This is a genomic window from Arthrobacter sp. MDT2-16 (assembly GCF_054510925.1).
Genome location: NZ_JBTNDP010000001.1, coordinates 779,080 through 796,118 on the forward strand (window position 1 = coordinate 779,080; position 17,039 = coordinate 796,118).

Sequence of the window (17,039 nt, forward strand, 5' to 3'; positions counted from 1 at the left end):
GGTGGTGCGGGGCTGCTAGGAGGCCCTGGCCGCGATGTTCCGGCGGACCCAGAGACCCAGGAGCAGCACGATGGCGACCATGAGCGGGGCGGAGTAGAGGAGGATCCCGTTCTCGCCCGCGGGGTCGTACACCTCCGGGCGGGGCCATGCCAGGTTGACCACCATGACGGCGCCGTAGAGGACGGCGAGCACGTTCACCGGCAGGCCCCAGCGGCCCAGGGAGAAGAGGCCGGACGGCATGGTCTGCCCCACGCGGTCCCAGTCGCCGCGGAGCCGGTTGAGCAGCTGCGGGACGGTGACGAGCAGGTAGGCGATGTACACCATGACGATGCAGACGCTGGTCAGCGTGGTGAAGAGGGCGGCATTCCCCACGTTGATGGCCAGGACGCCGACGGCGAGGGCACCGATGGCGACGGACGGCCACATCGGGGTCCCGCGGCGGGGGTGGACGGTGGAGAGCAGCCGGGAGGCAGGGAGCTTGCCGTCACGCGCCATCGAGAAGACCAGGCGCGACCCGGCGGTCTGGATGGCCAGGGTGCAGACGAAGATCGCGACGGCGACGTCGACCAGGAGCACCTTGCCCCAGAAGGTCCCGAGCACCGCGGTCAGGACGTAGGGCAGGCCCTCGGTGGCGAGGCGGCCGTCGTCGAGGCTGGGTGCGGCCATCAGGGCGGTGACGATCATGAGCGCTCCGCCGATGCCGGAGATCGCGAGCGCGGAGATGATGGTCCGCGGGGCGGTGCGGCGGGGATCCCGGGTCTCCTCGGACAGTTCGCCTGCCGAGTTGAAACCCACCATGACGTAGGCGGCCATGAGGCCGGAGACCAGGAACGCGCCCACGGCGCCGAGCTCCGAGGTCTGCAGCACGGTGGTGTCCAGGACGACGTCGGGGCCGCGTTGTGCCGCGGTGATCAGCGCGAGGACGACGGCGACGACCCCGATGATCTCGCAGGTCACGCCGATCGAATTCACGTGCGCCATGAGCCGGACACCCACGACGTTGATGACTGTGGTCGCCACCAGGAGGATGGCGCCGAGGACGACGGCATTGGCGGCGCCCGTGAGGGTGTTGAGGGCAGGATCACCGCCGACGAGTTGGAACCCGCTCCACAACTGGGGCAGCACGACCTGGAGGGCGATGGCTGCAGCGGCGGCGGTGACCACCTGGGCGATCGCCATGAACCAGCCGGCGAACCACCCCACGGTCTCTCCTCCCACACGTCGCGCCCACTGATAGACGGCACCGGACAGCGGATACCGTGCGGCCAGTTCGGCGAAGTTGAGGGCCACGAGCAGCTGGCCGACGAGGACGATGGGCCAGGTCCAGAAGAACGCCGGTCCGGCGAAGGAGTAGCCGAAGGCGAAGAGCTGGAAGATCGTGGTGAGGATGGAGACGAAGGAGAAGCCTGCCGCGAAGGAGGCGTATCGCCCCAGCTTGCGGTGCAGGGATGGTTCGTACCCGAGGGAGGTGAGGTCGGCGTCGTCCGCGTGGGTCGAGAGTGGAATCGTCATCTGTGTCTCCGGGCTCGGAACGGGTGGGTGCCGGCGGAGAGGTGTCGATACCCCCGGTAATACCGGTCACTTGATAGTTTTCCGCCCCGAGGTCCCGCACGGGTTTCACTCGAGTAAAGAACTCGTGAGGAGGACGTTTCGGCGATGTTTCGCGCCTCCCGGGAGGGAGCGCTGTCGACAGGGACCTCCGTTGCGTGGTGTAAGAATGAGGCGTGACATTGGCCGGACCGGGACGACCCCGCGCGCAACAGTCGATCCGCCCCGGAGCAACGGCCCGCGAGGAGATCCTCGACGCGGCGGCCGAGCTCTTCACCACGCAGGGCTACGCCGCAACCTCCACCCGTGCCATCGCGGACGCCGTCGGTATCCGCCAGTCCTCCCTGTACCACCACTTCGCCACCAAGGACGACATCCTCGAGGCACTCCTGACCGGGACGGTGGCGGAGGGATTGTCCTTCGCCAGGGCGGTATGCGCTACCACGGGAACCGTCGCGGACGATCCGTCCCCAGCGGCTCGACTCCACGCCGTGGCACTGTTCGACGGGACCCAGTTGTGCAGCGGCCCGTGGAACGTGGGCATCCTCTACCACCTGCCCGAGGCCAAGAATCCGCGGTTCAACGATTTCCTCGCGGCCCGGGCGGAGTTGCGGGGCCTCTACCGTCGGCTCGGCTCATCCGTGGCACCTCACCCGTTGTGGCCCGAAGACCCTCAGCACCACGGCGAGATAGCCTTCCGCCTGGTCGAATCCCTCATCAGCCTCCGGGCCGACGGCCTGGTGACACCGGGTTCGCCGGTCCAGGTGGCCGACGCAGCACTGGCGCTCTGCGGCGCCGCGGAAGATCTGGCAGCTGTCCGCAGCGGGAGCTTCGCCCTCATCAGCAGGTTGGAGCGGGACCTGCCTTCACGCTCGTTCGGCGAACGGGCCTCGGACGTGCACCGCTCATTTGATCAGCGCACGAACCGTTAGTACCCTAATCATAGGTACTCCGCTCGCCTCCGAAGGAACAATCATGGCCAAGAAGCCGCCATTCGCACACCGTTTCATGAAAGCCACCAACAAGCTGCAGATGTTCTTCGGTCCGGCAGCTCGTGGCACCACCACCGGCGAGGTGGTGTACCGCAACGATGCCGCCCAGCAGGGGCGTCAGGACGAGTTGCAGCAGTGGCAGGTCGTCCGCAACGCCGACGGCTCGACGTACCTCACCACCCGCACTCCTGAGTGAGCCCCGCATTGGCCACGGTCACTCGCCCTGTCCTCCCTGCAGACGTCTCTGATGAGCCGACGGGTAACGAACTGCTCCTGGAACAGCAGCTCTGCTTCGCCCTGTCAGTCGCATCGCGCAACGTCGTGAACTCCTACCGGCCGGTGCTCCAGGAACTGAATCTGACCCACCCGCAGTACCTGGTCATGCTCGCGCTCTGGGAACGCCACCCGCGGACCGTGAAGTCGCTCAGTGAGGATCTCCTCATGGAATCGGCGACCCTCTCCCCCATGCTCAAGCGCCTCGAGGCGCTGGGATTCGTCACGCGGCAACGCGCTGAGGGCGATGAGCGTGCGCTGGCCGTCAGCCTGACCGAGGCCGGTACCGCCCTGCGCGAACGTGCCCTGTCCGTGCCCGGCACGATGATGAGGCGCCTGAATCTCTCCCGGGAGGACGTGCAGGAGCTCAACCGGACCATGCGGGCTCTGATCGCTGCTACAGCGTCGTAGCAGGACTGCGGCTGGCGAGTGTTCAGTCGCGGTTGATGCCGGCCGAGCCGGCGATCACGGAGGGCAGGAAGCCGGGGTAGGCCTTTTCCAGGTCCTCGGTCCGGAGCACGTTCATCCTCGAGGTGCCGATGTAGTACTGGTGCAGGACGCCGGCCTGGCGGAGAGCGGTGAAGTGGTGGGTGGCCGTTGACGCCTTGACGGGCAGGTCGATGGCTCCGCAGCTGATTGCTTCCGAGGCTTCGGCCAGTTGTCTCAGGATGCTGAGCCGTACGGGATCAGCGACGGCGGAGAGCACCTTGACGAAGTCGAAGTCCTCGACGTCGGGTTCGTCCGTCACCTCGGTCACTCGTGCCATGTCCGTTCCTCCGTTCAGCCATCGATCGTACAGCGCCGTTCCCCGAACGTGCCGGGAGCCGGCAATCCGACGACGGCGACCATTCCGCCCCCGCGGGCGGCACGGATCGAGTCTTCGAGTCCATCGCCGCCGACGGAGCGCTCCGTCACCCCGGCGCCCACAGCGGCGCACGCCATCCGCTCCCTGAGTCAGGTGGTGCGACGACGCCGCCGGTCTGTTGCACGGATGGAACCGGCGAGCCCGGCAGCGGCGAACACGACAGTAGCCGCCAGCACGACGCCGATCGGCAACGCCCAGGTGCTGGTGGTGTCATGGACGGCACCGATGAGGGAGGGAGAGGTGGCGCCGATGGCGTAACCGGCGCCCTGCACCATTGCGGACAGCTGCCGCGCGTGCGTACCGCTCAGTGCCAGCTGCACGACCAGCATGAAGACGATCGTGATGCCGCCGCCCTGGGCCACACCACCCAGAAGACCCCATGCCAGCCAGCCGGCGGGAGCCAGCAGCAGTCCCAGCGGACAACTGATCCACAGCGCGGCGACCAGGGCGAACGTCCTCGGGACACCCAGCCGCTGGGAGAGCAACGGCACCCCGAGCGCGCCGACGACCGCCGCGATCTGGAAAATGGACGAGCTCGTCCCGGCCCGGCCGGCCGAGTAACCGAGCTCCTGCTCGAGGATGGTCGGCAGCCACGCGGTGAGCCCGTAGTAGGAGAACGCTTGGGCGCCGAAGGTCAGCGACAGCAGGACGGCCGAGAGGCTGAGCCAGGTGCGCGGTTTCGCGACCGGGAGCGGCATGGCACCGGTGCCAGGCCCTGCTGCATCGGCCGCGGATAATTCGACGGCGGGTCTGAGCGGCCCCCACCGGAAGGCCGATCCGGGCCCGATGGCGATCAGCCACACTGCGGCAGCAGTGACAACGAACCCGATCCACGTCAGTAGTGCTCCACGCCAGCCGAAGGCGGCGGCCAAAGGGACCGTCGCGAGGGTCGTGATCATCGAGCCCACGTTCAGCGCCGAGGTGTAGGCACCCGTGACGATGCCGACACGCCTGGGCTCGATATCCCGCCGGATGATCACCGGGAGGACCACATTGCCGACGGTGATGAACGCGCCCATGATTATGGTGCCCGCGACCGTGGCTTCCACGCCGCCGGCCGAGCGCACGATGGAACCGACCCCGACGCCGAGGATGGCCGTCGTCGTGGCGAAGTTCGCGCCCGCTCTCCCGACGAACAGGGATGCGAACGGCGTCATGAGGGCGAAGCACAGGACCGGCAGCGTCGTCAGCAGCCCTGCCTGGGCCGCGCTCAGCGACAGCTCACCGCTGATCTGGCCGGTAATGGGAGCGACGGCCACAATCGGCCCCCGAAGGATGAAACCGATGAACACGATGCCCAGCAGAAGAAGAACCGGGAAACGGGATCGGGCAGCGGTATCCATCGATCCCACCGTACGCCGAGAGGGGGCATATTTTGACACGCGTCGTACTAAGTGACGTGCGGGAAATCTACTCCTCGACGGTGCCCGGTGCTGACGAGCACTGACACCATATGTCCGAACCTCGCCGTGCAACGGGTCATCCACCCTCCACATGACCCTCTTGCAAGAATTAGACGAGCACCGGCGAACATGACGACATCCCACAGCTCGGGAGCTGGATCCTGATCACTTCCGAGCCCCATGCGTCAAGTTGTTCGTCGTGGAACAGGGCTGCAACGTTGTCGAAACGGGCGCCTTCCACGCTGAAGCCATGACACGTTCTACAGGTTCCACTGCCGCGTCGCTTCGATGCGATTCCTGCGGGCAGCTGCCCGAGCCAGGGAAGGTCCGGCTGACGCTGGCCAATGTCGCCGTGATGCTGCCCATCGAACTGGCCGTCCACGCCGTGATCGTGCAGACGCACCTCAGCTACCCGCTCAAGGTCCTCATCCTCGCGCTCACCGCGACCGCACTGGTGATCTGGGTGGCGGAGCCCTCGGTCATGAGGTTCCTCCGAGCCTGGCTCCACGCGCCTGCCCTGCGACAGCGCAGGCACCTCGACACGGCGACCGATCTCTGGCGGGCTCGCGTCCTGGTCGAAGAGAGCCCGGGCGCGCTTGAGCGTGTCTCTCACCAGCTTGCCCGGCGCGGTGTCAACATCCTCTCGCTGCAGATCCACCCCGGCGCACAGGCGAGTGTCGATGAGTTCGTCCTCGCAGTACCCGCAGGCGTCTCTGAGCAGGACCTCGTTCGGGCCTTCACCGCTGGGGGCAGCCTATCGACCCGGGTGTGGCCGTCGACGGCTCTGGCTCTCGCCGACGGGCAGACGAAGGCTCTTTCGCTCGCCTGCCGGGTCGCCCAGGATCCCGCGGAACTGCGCTACGCCGTCGCAGAACTCCTCATGGCCGAGCCCGTTCTGGCGCCGTCGGCGACTGTCAGGTCGTTCGTCGAAGGGTCCGAGGTCCTCAAGATCCCCTCCCCCGCCGGAGAACCGTTGGTGTTCTCCAGGGTCGGGGATCCCTTCACGGCCGCCGAATCGGCGCGGGCCCATCGGCTGTCCGAGCTGGCTGCGGTGACCACGCACCCCACGAACCGCATCTTCTAAGGTTGCGGCGCCAACGTACTCCCGCGCGCGTCATGTCACGGACCGGTCTGAAGCACCTCGAGCAGTTCGTCGGCGGATTGCACGACGGCGGAGGCTCCCGCGTCCTCCAGCTCCCCCGGCGCGGCGAAGCCCCAGCCGACGCCGATGCAGGGCAGGCCGTTCGCGGCGGCGCCCTCGACGTCGTGCCGGCGGTCCCCGATCATCACGGCGGAGCCGACCGCGTCGGGGTGGCGCTCGAGGGCTGCCCGGATGATGGGGGCCTTGCCTGGAGCGGCCGTGGTTTCGTCCCGCGGTGAGCCGTGCACCGAGGCGAAGAGGTGTCGGAGCCCCTGTACGGCGAGGAGTTCCTGGGCGAGCCATTCGGGCTTCTGGGTCGCTACGGCGACGACGGCGCCGTCGTCGGCCAGCGCGCCGACGCAGCGGGCGATCCCGGGGTAGGGCCTGCTGCGCGCCATGCCGGTGGCGATGTAGCCCTCGCGGTAGGAGGCGATGACGTCCTGCACGCGGGAGGCAGGTACCCCGGCCAGCGAGGTCAGCGATTCGACGAGGGATGGCCCGACCATGGCCTGAAGGGTGTCGTCGTCAGGAACCGGGAGCCCGTGGCGGCGCAATGCGGCGCTGATGCCCCCGGTGATAGCTCCCGCGGGGTCGACGAGCGTGCCGTCGAGGTCGAAGAGGATCAGCGAATGCACAGAAGCCACCGGGCAAGCTTGCCATAGTGCCGGGAGGGCATGCATCACGCACTCCCCCGAACCGCCGTCCGGCGGGGTGGACTCCCCACCCCGGAGTTCAGCCGGCCTCCCTACGCCTCGCTCGCCCTACGTCCCGTGGTCTTCGTACACGTCGGGTATGCCGTCGTCGTCGGCATCGATTGTTTCCTGTTCCTCGATACGGCGGTAGTGCTTGTTGCGGCTGCGCAGCACCACGCTGGCGAGTAGGGCGGCGGTGAGTGAGGCGGTGAGGATGGCGACCTTCGCGTGGTCCTGATGCTCGCTCCCGGCACTGAAACTGAGGTCGTTGACCAGGAGGGAGACGGTGAAGCCCACTCCGGCGAGGATTCCGACGCCGAGCAGGTCCCACCAGCTCAGGCCGGGGTCGAGATGGGCCTTGGTGGTTCTCGTGACGATGAACGTGGTGGCCATGATCCCGAGCGGTTTTCCCAGGACCAGGCCGAGGACGATGCCGATGAGCACAGGGTCGGCCAGGGCCGAGGTGAAACCCTGGACGCCGCCGATCGCCACCCCGGCGGAGAAGAACGCGAAGACGGGCACGGCGAAGCCGGTGGAGATCGGCCGGAACCGGTGTTCGAGCACTTCTGCGAGGCCGGGCTTGTTGGGGCGTGGCAGGGCCGGCTTGCCCTCGGGTGTGCGTCGCAGCACCGGGACGCAGAAACCCAGGAGCACGCCGGCGACGGTCGCATGGACGCCGGAGGCGTGCATGAGCGCCCAGGCCGTGATGCCCAGCGGCAGGAGGATGAGCCATGGTCCGACGGTGGTACTGCCGAAGAACTTCGGATTGCGCTGGGCCAGGATCGCGAAGAGTCCCAGCGGCAGGAGCATCCACAGCAGGAAGATCAGGTGGACGTCCTCGGAGTAGAAGAACGCGATGATCGCGATCGCGATGAGGTCGTCGACGACGGCGAGGGTCAGCAGGAAGATCCGTAAGGCACCGGGTAGGTGTGAACTGATCACGGCCAGGACGGCCAGGGCGAAGGCGATGTCCGTCGCGGTGGGGATGGCCCAGCCCCGCAGGGTGTCCGGCGAGGACAGGTTCACGATGGTGTAGATCAGTGCCGGGACGGCGACTCCGCCGAAGGCCGCGGCGACGGGCACGATCGCGCGGCTGATCCGCCGGAGGTCACCGGCGACGAATTCCCGCTTGAGTTCGAGGCCCGTCAGGAAGAAGAACACCGCAAGGAGCCCGTCCGACGCCCACGTGCCGACCGAGAGTTTCAGGTGCCACGGCTCGTAGCCGAACTCGAAGTCCCGGACGGCGAAGTACGAGTCGGCGAACGGGGAATTCGCCCAGAGGATCGCGATGGCGCTACTGATCAGCAGCAGGATGCCGCCCACGGTCTCCTTCCGCAGGATCTCCGTGATCCGCAGGTACTCCGGATAGCTGGAGCGCTCGAGAAGCACGCGTGCAGAACGATTCGGTTCAGCTGGTTCTGAGGCGGACATGCCGACTCCTTCGACGACGTGGAGAGAGACTGAGGTAGGCATCGGCCCGGTTCTCGTTGTCCCAGAGGTGACTACGTATCGGAGCCCTCTGTTCGCTGACTTTGGCCGGCAGCCCGAGGCAGGTGTTGCTTCACGTCGAACGATCGGCAGCGGCGGTTCCTGAACCAGGGTCGAGGTCGATGGGTAGTGATGGAGCAAGTCGGCGCAGGGAGGTGAAGGTCGGTACGAGGGCGTTGTACAGCTCGGAGTACACCGGCAGGAGCGAGGCGTAGACCGCGGCGGCGGCGGGTCGGGGCCGGACGGTCTGCTCGATCTCGACCATGTCAGCGACAACGTCGATGGACGTGATGAGGCCGAGGGCTTCCATTCCCAGTAGCGCTGCGCCGAAGCCCGAACCCTCCTGTCCGTGGGCGAATTCGATGGGCATCCCGAAGACGTCGGCGAGGATCTGACGCCAGAGCGGACTACGCATGACGCCCCCTGTGGCTCGTATGTGGGTAACCTCGAGTCCGGCGGCGCGCATGGAGTGAAGTACCAGTGCCAGTTGCAGGCAGACTCCCTCGAGGGCGGCTCGTACGAGGTGCTCGCGACGATGAGCCCGGGTGAGACCGACATAGGCGCCCCGGGGTATCGAGCTCCAGTGAGGTGCCCGCTCGCTGAGCAGGTAGGGAAGCATCAACAGCCCCCCGGATCCGGGAGCTGCCCGTGCTGCGAGAGCTAACAGTTCTTCCTCAGACGGTTCGGGAAGGTCTGGCGCGATCGCGTCGCCGGCCCATCCGAGGACCACTCCCCCGTTGTTGATTGCTCCGCCGACAACCCACCGGGTAGAGGTGAGCGCGTAGCAGAAGACTCCACCGAGCGGATCGACAGCGGGTCGGTCGACGGAGACACGCAATGCCCCGCTCGTTCCGACCGAGCATGCTGCGACGCCCGGGCGTACCGCGCCTACTCCGAGGTTCGCCAGGGGCCCGTCCGCGGCTCCTACGACCACGGGTGTGGCGGTCGGCAGACCCAGGGCAAGGGCCGTCTCGTCGGTCAGTGATGGCAGCACCGTCGTCGTCGGTACGATCTCCGGTAGCTGTTCGGGTTGCACACCGGCGATCGTGAGCGCTTCCTCATCCCATGTCAGGGTGCCCATGTTGAGCAGGCCGGTTGCTGAGGCGATGGAGTGATCTGTCACCAGGGCACCGCAGAGTCGTAGGAGGACGAACTCCTTGATGCCGACCCAGAATCCGACGGCCTCGCACAGCTTCGGCTCCTGTTCGCGGAACCACACGAGTTTGGGCAGCGGTGACATGGGATGCACCGGGGTGCCCGTACGGCGATGGAGGGCCAGCCCGCCGGCCGAGGCACGCAGGCGCTCTGCCTGGACACGTGAGCGGGTATCGGCCCAGGTGACGACATCCGTCACCGGGTCTCCGGCCGGGGACAGCCCGATGAGACTGTGCATCGCCGAGCTGAACGAGAGGCCGGCTACGCGGTGTGCACCTACCTGGCTCACGACGTCACGCACCGACTCGAGTACTGCTGCCAGGATGAGCAGCGGATCCTGCACGGCGTGCCCCGGGTGTGGCTCATTCAGCGGGTACCCGGCCGAATGCGAGGCCTCGAGGGTGCCGTCGGTCCGGAAGGCGACCGCCTTCGTGTTGGTCGTGCCGAGGTCGACGCCGATGACGACGCGGTCGGACGCACGCGGTTCCTGGTCCATCTCGCCTTCTCCGGCTGCGGTGGTATTCATCGCTCGTCGTGCCAGAGCGAGATGACGACCTTGCCGGAGGTTCCGGAGTCCTTGGCGATCGCGAAGGCTTCGAGTGCCTGGCTGGCCGGTAGGACGTGCGTGATGACGTCCTCGATCGCGGGATTGTCAGCGAGGAGTTCGATGGCGCGGTCCATCTCGTCGTTGAATCGGAAGGCACCCCGGAGCTGGAGTTCCTTGGAGATCAGGGGGGCGAGGTTGATGCCCCGAAGTTCGTTCGGAACCATCCCGACCTGCACGACGATTGCTGCGCGGCGGGCGGCCTGCAGTGCTGCGTTGACGGCGGCGGGAACGCCGGAGCACTCGAGGACGACGTCGAACTCCATGGCAGGGACGTCCTCGGTACCGATCTGGATGGTTCTGTGGACGCCGAGGGATCGGGCGCGTTCCAGCGGTCCGGGAAGGACATCGGTGGCGACGACCTCGGCTGCGCCTTCAGCGAGGCAGGCGGCCATCGTGAGCAGACCGATGGGCCCCGACCCGGACACGAGTACGCGCTTACCCCGGACTCCTCCGCTGACCGTGATTGCGTGCAGTCCCACAGCGAGAGGTTCTGCGAGGGCTGCCCGCCGCAATGACAGACCGTTCGGGAGGGGCCGCACCATGGATCGGTCAACGATGAGGAATTCGCTCATCCCACCTTGAGTGTGTGGCTGGGTGGAGGCGCTGCCAAGATAAGCGCCTCCGGGCCATAGATGCCGGCGGTCCTCGATGCCCGGTTCGGGATGACCGAAAGTGGCAGGGTGGACAGTCACAGGAGTACCTGATGGGAGCGCACCCGAGGGGTCCGAGTCCACCGTGCCTGACACTTCGTGGCCGGGAACGAGGGGTTCGCGCACCACGTACTCACCGTTGGCGCCCTCGTTGTAGTAGTGGAGGTCGGAGCCGCAGATGCCGCCGAAGGCCATTCGGAGGCGGACCTGACCCTTACCGGGTTCGGGCGTGGGCACATCGGTCTCGACGAGGTCGAGCTTGCCGTTGATGACGAGCGCTCTCATGTGATGCCTTTCATTCGGTGCCGCTCCTGCCGACCTTGAGCTCCAGGGTCAGACGACGGAAGTCATCCCGCCGTCGACGAAGATGTTCTGGCCGGAGACGAAGGTCGATGCGTCGGAAGCCAGGTAGACGAGTGTGCCGACGAGCTCGTCGAGGCTGCCCCACCGCTGAGCGGGCGTGCGGTTGATGACCCAGGTGTTGAAGGCCTCGTCTTCGACCAGCGCGCGGTTCATGTCGGTCGCGAAGTATCCGGGGGAGATCGCATTGACCTGGATGTTGAACCGCGCAAGATCCGCTGCCATACCCTTGGTGAGCATGGCCACCGCGCCCTTGGTAGCCGAGTAGGGGGCGATGGTCTGACGTGCCAGCATGGACTGGACCGATCCGATGTTGATGACCTTGCCCGAGCCGCGTTCTGCCATTCCTCGAGTGACTTGCTGGGAGACGTAGAAGACGCTGGACAGGTTCGTTGTGACGATGTCGTCCCAATCAGCCGGTTCGAAGTCGTTGAACGGTGCCCGCCGTTGGACTCCGGCGTTGTTGACCAGGATGTCCGGTACTCCATGTTCCGCGACGAGGGAGGTGATGCCCTGCTCGACCGCTTCCACGTCCGTGACATCGAAGGTGGTGGTGGCGGGTGCGGTGCCGGTTGCCTCCCTGATCATCCTGGCAGCGTCGGTCACGGTGTCCGTGTCGCGTCCGTGGACGATGACACGGGCACCGGCTCGGGCCAGACCGGTTGCAAGGGCATGGCCCAGGCCCCGGGATGAACCGGTGACGAGCGCGAGGCGGTCTGTGATGTCGAAGATGTTAGTTGTCATCAGCCGATCCAGAAGACGACGAGGGTGAGCCCGAACCCGGCCACGGATTCAAGGGACTGCTGAACGGTCCAGGTCTTCAGCGTGGTCTTCACATCCATGCCCATGAGTCGGCCGACCAGCCAGAATCCGGAGTCGTTGACATGGCTGGCGAACACGGATCCCGCCGCGCTGGCGAGCGTGATGGCGGCGATCTGGAGGGGGCTGAATCCGCCGGAGAGCACGGCCGGCGCCATGAGGCCGGCCGTCGTGACGAGTGCGACGGTGGCCGAGCCCTGCGCAACACGAAGGATCACGGCGATGACGTAGGCGGCGAGGATGATCGGCAGCCCGATCGATGCGAGGGAGTCCGAGAGTGCATCGCCGATACCGGAGGCGCGAAGGACCCCGCCGAACATTCCGCCTGCGCCGGTGATGAGGATGACGGAGCAGACCGGGCCCAGCGCCGAGTCGAGCACTTTCTCCAGGGCTGTGCCGTTCTCGCCTCGCCGGTGACCGAGGACTGCAGTCGCGACGAGGACCGAGATGAGCAGCGCCACGGGCGATGAACCGATGGCGGTCAGAACCTGCACCCAGGTCTGCTCCTCGGCATTGACGACGCCGGCAGCGTTCAGGAAGTCCAGGCCGGTGTTCATGAAGATGAGGACGAGGGGCAACAGCAGCATCGCGACCACCGTCGAGAACTTGGGTGGATTGATCGGCTGGTCATTGTCGATCGCACCGAACAGTGCCGGCACCGGAAGGATGTACTTGGTGGAGACGAACTTGCCCCACAGGTACCCCGTCACGTACCAGACGGGGAAGGCGATCAGCAGGCCGATAAGGAGCACCAGCCCGAGATTTGCGCCATACAGTTCGGTTGCTGCAACAGGCCCGGGATGCGGCGGCACGAAGACGTGCATCACCGAGAACGCGGTGGCCGCAGGGATGCCGTACAGCAGTACGTTGGTTCCACCCATGCGCCGAGCGACGGCGAAGATGATGGGAAGCATGACGATGAGGCCCGCGTCGAAGAAGATTGGGAAACCCATGATCAACGAAGCGAGCCCGAGGGCGAACGGCGCACGCCGTTCACCGAACACATCGACGAGCCTGTCCGCGAGGACACGAGCCCCACCGCTGTGCTCGATCATCTTGCCCAGCATCGCGCCAAGCCCGATCAGCAGGGCAACAGACCCGAGGGTAGTGCCGAAGCTCGTCACCAGGGTAGACACGATCTCGCTCGTCGGGATCCCTGTTGCGAACGCGGTCACGAGGGACACGAGAACGAGCGTGAGGAACGCGTGTACCTTGAACCGAATCACCAAAATCAGGATCAGAGCGATTGCACCGGCCGCGATGCCCAGCAAGGGGCCCGCGCCAAGTGTTTGGGTCCAAGTCTCCACAGAACTCTCCATCGATGTTCAGGCCCCGAGGGGGGCGTTTTCCCGCTTGGAGCGATAGTGTGTCACAAAGATCACATCTACAGCAAGAAAGATGACACCTTTGAGTCGGCGCGCCCCAGAACCCTCACCTGCCCCGGTGCTGCACAACGCCGTCCTCGAACGCCTCGGCATCGAGATCGCACAGGGCATCCGACCGCCGGGTAGCGTCATCACGCTCGCCCAGCTGGAAGGCGAGATCGGTGTGTCCCGGACTGTCATCCGCGAAGTCGTACGCATCCTCGAGTCGATGGGCATGGTCGAATCCCGCCGGCGCGTGGGCATAACCGTGCTTCCCGTCGCTGCCTGGAGCGTCCTGGATCCTCAGCTGATCCGATGGCGTCTGAAGGGAGATGAGCGGCTCACCCAACTACACCGGCTCACCGAGATGAGACTTGCCCTCGAACCGACTGCAGCCCGCCTCGCTGCACACAAGGCACCCGCCGAGGTAGGACTGGAGCTGCTCGAACTTGCCAGTCGCCTGCGCATCCTCGGTGAGGCCGGTCAGGGACACTCGCGGCCTTACCTCGAAACGGACATCGCCTTCCACGCACTGCTGCTTGCAGCAAGTGGAAACGACATGATCGCTTCCCTCCACGGAATCGTCACAGAGGTGCTGGCAGGCCGTACCGAGTTGGGCCTCTCACCCGAACACCCGGTCGCGATCGCCTTCGACAATCACGAGGCAGTGGCTCGTGCCATCGTGGACCGGGATGAAGACCTGGCGGAGCAGCACGCCCGAGCCGTAGTGATGGAAGTGTGGCAGGAACTGAGTAATCAGTAACCCGACAGGGCTTGAGGGCGCGTACACCTGGACCTGTCCATGCAGGGCTAGGAGGAGCGCCCTCGTATCGTTGGCGTTGATCAGATAATGCGGAAAGATCCGGGCGACATAGGGTAAACCATCCACTCGCCGGCCCGGAGGCAGAAGCCGGCGCCAGCGAAGCAGCTGATTGCGCCGAGGATCGACAGGGGGCTCTTCTTCACGAGGAGCGCGAGGCCGAGTGCGACCAGGACGAGAGCCGGGTAGCTCCGCTTCCCGTGGAAGAAGCGACCCCCGGGGCGGACGGTCGGGTGGTCCCGCGTGTCCTTCAGCGGAGATGTAGCCGGCCGGCTGTCATCCTTCACATTCGGCGCAGTACTTGTCGCCGTTCTTTTCGCGGGCGAGCTGTATCCGGTGATGAACCAGGAAGCACGACGTGCAGGTGAACTCGTCCTCCTGTTCGGGAACGACCTGGACCAGGAGTTCTTCCTCGAGAATCGCGCCGGGCAGGTCGAGGCCTTCAGCCGTGTCGCCGTCCTCGACGTCGATGACCGAGGTCTGCGTGGTGGTGCTGCGCTGGGCCTGAATGGCCTCGAGGGACTCGTTCGCCGGCTGGTCTTCCGGGCGAACGCGTGGCTCGTCGTAGTCGGTTGCCATGATGTGTCTCAGTCCAATCGTTGGGGTTCGTCGCAACAGGTACAGGTGTCCTCGGGGTGAGCCCTTCCTGTTGCGCTGGTCGCTGGTCCCCACTATTCGTAGACGGAGACGGTTTGGTGGTGCCGGGCTCCGCCACGGCAATCACGGGCCGGCTAGACGGCGTATGGCACCGCTGCCGTGTCAGGCATCGGTGGCGCACGGTGGTTGCGTCCCCACGTAGCAGCTTGGCAACAGAGTGGCACCGATCAAACCACGTCAACTTTTGTTGACAGAAGGTATGTTATCGGCGTTTCGCGAGGGCTTCATCGTGCTAGGTGTCGGTAGGCACATGTCGCTGTACCTGGACGTGAAGGTGATCTGTGGGCATGGATTGTTTGCTGTGGATGCAGCGCCACTCTAGCTAGCGATTAGGTTGAATGTGGCCAGTGATCCTGCTGCCCCTTACTTCGGAGTCCGTTAGTCTGTCGGATCGTTCGCTGGAACTTCGTGGTCATACGACTTTGCAGGTTCAAGCGCCGCAGCGGCGTTCACGCGTCGATCTCTTACTGCTCGGTGAACTCGGTCAGAGGAAGCCGAATCGGGGCACCTTCTGCGTAAGTAGTCATGCGTCGCAACCCTACGCTCCCGGATTTTCTGACAAGCCTCGCCGATGCCGACTGCCCTAAGGCCCTCCCTATAGTCCGCCTTCGACTGCCCGGCAAGAGATGTCGGCACATGCTGGTCGCGCTGCGGCAGAGGGCGGGATTTAAAAGTAGTGCACATGCTACAAATTCAGTTTACACTCGTGGCACGGACTAAATCTCGGTGTCGTCGCCTCACTTGGCCACGGCGGGAACGGCAGCGCTGCCCCCATCCTCAGGTCAGCCCGAGCGAGCTACGAACAGCCCGCTCATCCTTCCAGCACTCACTTCGAGCGGCCCGAGAAATTTCCTCGTAGTCAACTACTCGAAGGATCCCACTCGAATGAAGAAGCAAAGCAGCGTAGCTGTGCTCCTAGCAGTCAGTCTCGGGCTGGCGTTGTCGGCAGTCTCTCCCCAAATCGCCACCGCCTCACCCACACGGGACCTGAGCTCAACAACTCCTCCTAGTCTGGTAAACGAGGACGACATCGGTTCGCTGCGCGAGGAAGCAGCGAAGGCCGGGCTGATCATCGGTTCAGGTTCGATCAAGGGCATGACCACGACCTCCGACGGCCGGCCCCCGAACTACCTCTCCGACCCGCAGTTCAGAGAGGTCCTGGCCGAGCAGTTCAACAGTTTGTCACCCGAGAACGACCTGAAGTGGGCGTTCGTTCAGCCGACGGAGGGCGTTTTCGAGTTCGAGGGCCTCGACCGGCTGGTCGAGTTCGGCAAAGCGAACAAAATGCAGGTCAAGGGTCACGGCCTCATCTCGAGCTGCTGCAACCCCGACTACCTCAGGGCGAAGATTGATGACCCGGTCGCGTTCCGCGCCGCGATGGTCACGCATTTCGACACCGTCATGAAGCGGTACAAGAACAAGATGGACCGGTGGGACGTCGTGAGCGAGTCGCTCGAGACGATGGGTGGGGGCCTGCAGAAGAACGACTTCTACAACGCTCTCGGCCCCGACTACGTCGCAGAAGCCTTCCGGATCGCGCACGAGGCGGATCCGAAGGCGAAGCTGTACCTCAACGAGAACCTGGTGGAGTCTCTTCCCGGGAAGCGGCAAGAACTGTACGACCAGGTTTCAGCTCTCGTAGCTGACGGTGTGCCCATCCATGGAGTCGCACTGCAGATGCACGAGACATTCCAGGGGCCCCTGCCGGGAGTCATCACTGAGATGACCGACTTCTTCCACGGTCTGGGACTCGAGGTCTCCATCGCGGAACTGGACGTACACACCTACGACCCCGTCAGTCAGGCGCAGATCTACGGAGACGTGGTCTCGGAGGCCCTCGATGCGGGAATCACCGAAATCAGCTTCTGGGGCTTTACGGACAAGCACCTTTACACCTGGCTCCCAGGAGCCAAGCCGCTGATGTTCGACGAGTACTACAACCCCAAGCCGGCTTACTTCGCCGTCCGTGACGCCCTGCGGGACTTCGTCGAGGAGAACGGCACCACCCACCCCTCCTGCCGGAACGACAGCGAGCACCCCCGACTCGGAGACAGACCCGTAAAGTCACCAGTGACGACACCAGCCGAAAGGCGCACAGCGCCCCGGAACTGCCTCGCGACCTCACGGTAGTCGCGCGCTAAGCCCACTGAGCGCCCGGAGCTTCACGCCCGGGCGCTCAGTGCAATCCAATGAGGAGCAACCAAG

General features: G+C 65.5%; 16 protein-coding genes. 6 read left to right on the plus strand and 10 right to left on the minus strand.

Annotated features, from left to right (window positions below):
* Positions 1-15: 15 nt before the first annotated feature.
* Positions 16-1,512 carry an amino acid permease gene (locus ACX80N_RS03815; RefSeq protein ID WP_459338333.1) on the minus strand — a complete coding sequence of 499 codons (1,497 nt, stop codon included), beginning with the start codon at positions 1,510-1,512 and terminating at the stop codon, positions 16-18.
* Positions 1,513-1,724: 212 nt separating this feature from the next.
* Here ACX80N_RS03815 and ACX80N_RS03820 point away from each other — a divergent pair, with 212 nt between their 5' ends.
* From ACX80N_RS03820 to ACX80N_RS03830, 3 genes are read left to right on the plus strand one after another with little or no spacing between them, the layout of a single operon-like run.
* A complete protein-coding gene (locus ACX80N_RS03820) occupies positions 1,725-2,480 on the plus strand; it encodes a TetR/AcrR family transcriptional regulator (RefSeq protein ID WP_459338334.1) in 756 nt (251 codons plus the stop codon).
* 43 nt (positions 2,481-2,523) lie between these two features.
* Entirely contained in the window at positions 2,524-2,736 is a 213-nt protein-coding gene (locus ACX80N_RS03825; protein ID WP_459338335.1) for a hypothetical protein, read from the plus strand.
* An 8-nt stretch (positions 2,737-2,744) separates the two neighbouring features.
* Positions 2,745-3,224 (plus strand): MarR family winged helix-turn-helix transcriptional regulator, encoded by a 480-nt coding sequence (locus ACX80N_RS03830; protein ID WP_459338336.1) that lies wholly within the window; start codon positions 2,745-2,747, stop codon positions 3,222-3,224.
* 22 nt (positions 3,225-3,246) lie between these two features.
* Here the strand turns inward: ACX80N_RS03830 and ACX80N_RS03835 are convergent, their stop codons facing one another.
* Both ACX80N_RS03835 and ACX80N_RS03840 read right to left on the minus strand, forming a co-directional pair.
* Positions 3,247-3,579 (minus strand): ArsR/SmtB family transcription factor, encoded by a 333-nt coding sequence (locus tag ACX80N_RS03835; protein ID WP_459338337.1) that lies wholly within the window; start codon positions 3,577-3,579, stop codon positions 3,247-3,249.
* 188 nt (positions 3,580-3,767) lie between these two features.
* Entirely contained in the window at positions 3,768-5,021 is a 1,254-nt protein-coding gene (locus ACX80N_RS03840) for an MFS transporter (protein WP_459338338.1), read from the minus strand.
* Positions 5,022-5,331: 310 nt separating this feature from the next.
* Between ACX80N_RS03840 and ACX80N_RS03845 the strand changes: the two genes are divergently transcribed.
* On the plus strand, positions 5,332-6,165 hold the full coding sequence (locus ACX80N_RS03845) for an amino acid-binding protein (RefSeq protein WP_459338339.1): 834 nt from the start codon (positions 5,332-5,334) through the stop codon (positions 6,163-6,165).
* Positions 6,166-6,200: 35 nt separating this feature from the next.
* Here the strand turns inward: ACX80N_RS03845 and ACX80N_RS03850 are convergent, their stop codons facing one another.
* The 6 genes from ACX80N_RS03850 to ACX80N_RS03875 form a co-directional block, all read right to left on the minus strand.
* Entirely contained in the window at positions 6,201-6,866 is a 666-nt protein-coding gene (locus tag ACX80N_RS03850; protein WP_459338340.1) for an HAD hydrolase-like protein, read from the minus strand.
* Between the two features lie 117 nt (positions 6,867-6,983).
* Positions 6,984-8,345 (minus strand): Na+/H+ antiporter NhaA, encoded by a 1,362-nt coding sequence (nhaA, locus tag ACX80N_RS03855; protein ID WP_459338341.1) that lies wholly within the window; start codon positions 8,343-8,345, stop codon positions 6,984-6,986.
* Between the two features lie 130 nt (positions 8,346-8,475).
* Positions 8,476-10,053 (minus strand): gluconokinase, encoded by a 1,578-nt coding sequence (locus tag ACX80N_RS03860; RefSeq protein ID WP_459338342.1) that lies wholly within the window; start codon positions 10,051-10,053, stop codon positions 8,476-8,478.
* 26 nt (positions 10,054-10,079) lie between these two features.
* The gene (locus ACX80N_RS03865; RefSeq protein ID WP_459338343.1) at positions 10,080-11,099 is read right to left on the minus strand and encodes an L-idonate 5-dehydrogenase; all 1,020 of its coding nucleotides are present in this window, start codon (positions 11,097-11,099) and stop codon (positions 10,080-10,082) included.
* Between the two features lie 48 nt (positions 11,100-11,147).
* Positions 11,148-11,918 carry an SDR family oxidoreductase gene (locus ACX80N_RS03870; protein WP_459338344.1) on the minus strand — a complete coding sequence of 257 codons (771 nt, stop codon included), beginning with the start codon at positions 11,916-11,918 and terminating at the stop codon, positions 11,148-11,150.
* Complete coding sequence (locus ACX80N_RS03875; RefSeq protein WP_459338345.1) at positions 11,918-13,300, minus strand: GntP family permease; 1,383 nt, start codon at positions 13,298-13,300, stop codon at positions 11,918-11,920. Before ACX80N_RS03875 ends, ACX80N_RS03870 begins: the two co-directional genes overlap by 1 nt.
* Positions 13,301-13,436: 136 nt before the next feature.
* Here ACX80N_RS03875 and ACX80N_RS03880 point away from each other — a divergent pair, with 136 nt between their 5' ends.
* Complete coding sequence (locus tag ACX80N_RS03880) at positions 13,437-14,120, plus strand: FadR/GntR family transcriptional regulator (protein ID WP_240615124.1); 684 nt, start codon at positions 13,437-13,439, stop codon at positions 14,118-14,120.
* A gap of 333 nt (positions 14,121-14,453) precedes the next feature.
* On the opposite strand, the gene ACX80N_RS03885 is transcribed toward ACX80N_RS03880, so the two are convergent.
* Positions 14,454-14,756 (minus strand): DUF4193 domain-containing protein, encoded by a 303-nt coding sequence (locus ACX80N_RS03885; RefSeq protein WP_459338346.1) that lies wholly within the window; start codon positions 14,754-14,756, stop codon positions 14,454-14,456.
* A gap of 963 nt (positions 14,757-15,719) precedes the next feature.
* Between ACX80N_RS03885 and ACX80N_RS03890 the strand changes: the two genes are divergently transcribed.
* Positions 15,720-16,964 carry an endo-1,4-beta-xylanase gene (locus tag ACX80N_RS03890; RefSeq protein ID WP_459338347.1) on the plus strand — a complete coding sequence of 415 codons (1,245 nt, stop codon included), beginning with the start codon at positions 15,720-15,722 and terminating at the stop codon, positions 16,962-16,964.
* The last annotated feature ends 75 nt before the right edge of the window (positions 16,965-17,039 follow it).

Coding starts and splice junctions, on each gene's coding strand:
- nhaA (WP_459338341.1), bottom strand. CDS start 8,345: ATGTCCGCCTCAGAACCAGCTGAACCGAATCGTTCTGCACGCGTGCTT.
- ACX80N_RS03870 (WP_459338344.1), bottom strand. CDS start 11,918: ATGACAACTAACATCTTCGACATCACAGACCGCCTCGCGCTCGTCACC.
- ACX80N_RS03840 (WP_459338338.1), bottom strand. CDS start 5,021: ATGGATACCGCTGCCCGATCCCGTTTCCCGGTTCTTCTTCTGCTGGGC.
- ACX80N_RS03815 (WP_459338333.1), bottom strand. CDS start 1,512: ATGACGATTCCACTCTCGACCCACGCGGACGACGCCGACCTCACCTCC.
- ACX80N_RS03860 (WP_459338342.1), bottom strand. CDS start 10,053: ATGGACCAGGAACCGCGTGCGTCCGACCGCGTCGTCATCGGCGTCGAC.
- ACX80N_RS03890 (WP_459338347.1), top strand. CDS start 15,720: ATGAAGAAGCAAAGCAGCGTAGCTGTGCTCCTAGCAGTCAGTCTCGGG.
- ACX80N_RS03825 (WP_459338335.1), top strand. CDS start 2,524: ATGGCCAAGAAGCCGCCATTCGCACACCGTTTCATGAAAGCCACCAAC.
- ACX80N_RS03835 (WP_459338337.1), bottom strand. CDS start 3,579: ATGGCACGAGTGACCGAGGTGACGGACGAACCCGACGTCGAGGACTTC.
- ACX80N_RS03845 (WP_459338339.1), top strand. CDS start 5,332: ATGACACGTTCTACAGGTTCCACTGCCGCGTCGCTTCGATGCGATTCC.
- ACX80N_RS03865 (WP_459338343.1), bottom strand. CDS start 11,099: ATGAGAGCGCTCGTCATCAACGGCAAGCTCGACCTCGTCGAGACCGAT.
- ACX80N_RS03885 (WP_459338346.1), bottom strand. CDS start 14,756: ATGGCAACCGACTACGACGAGCCACGCGTTCGCCCGGAAGACCAGCCG.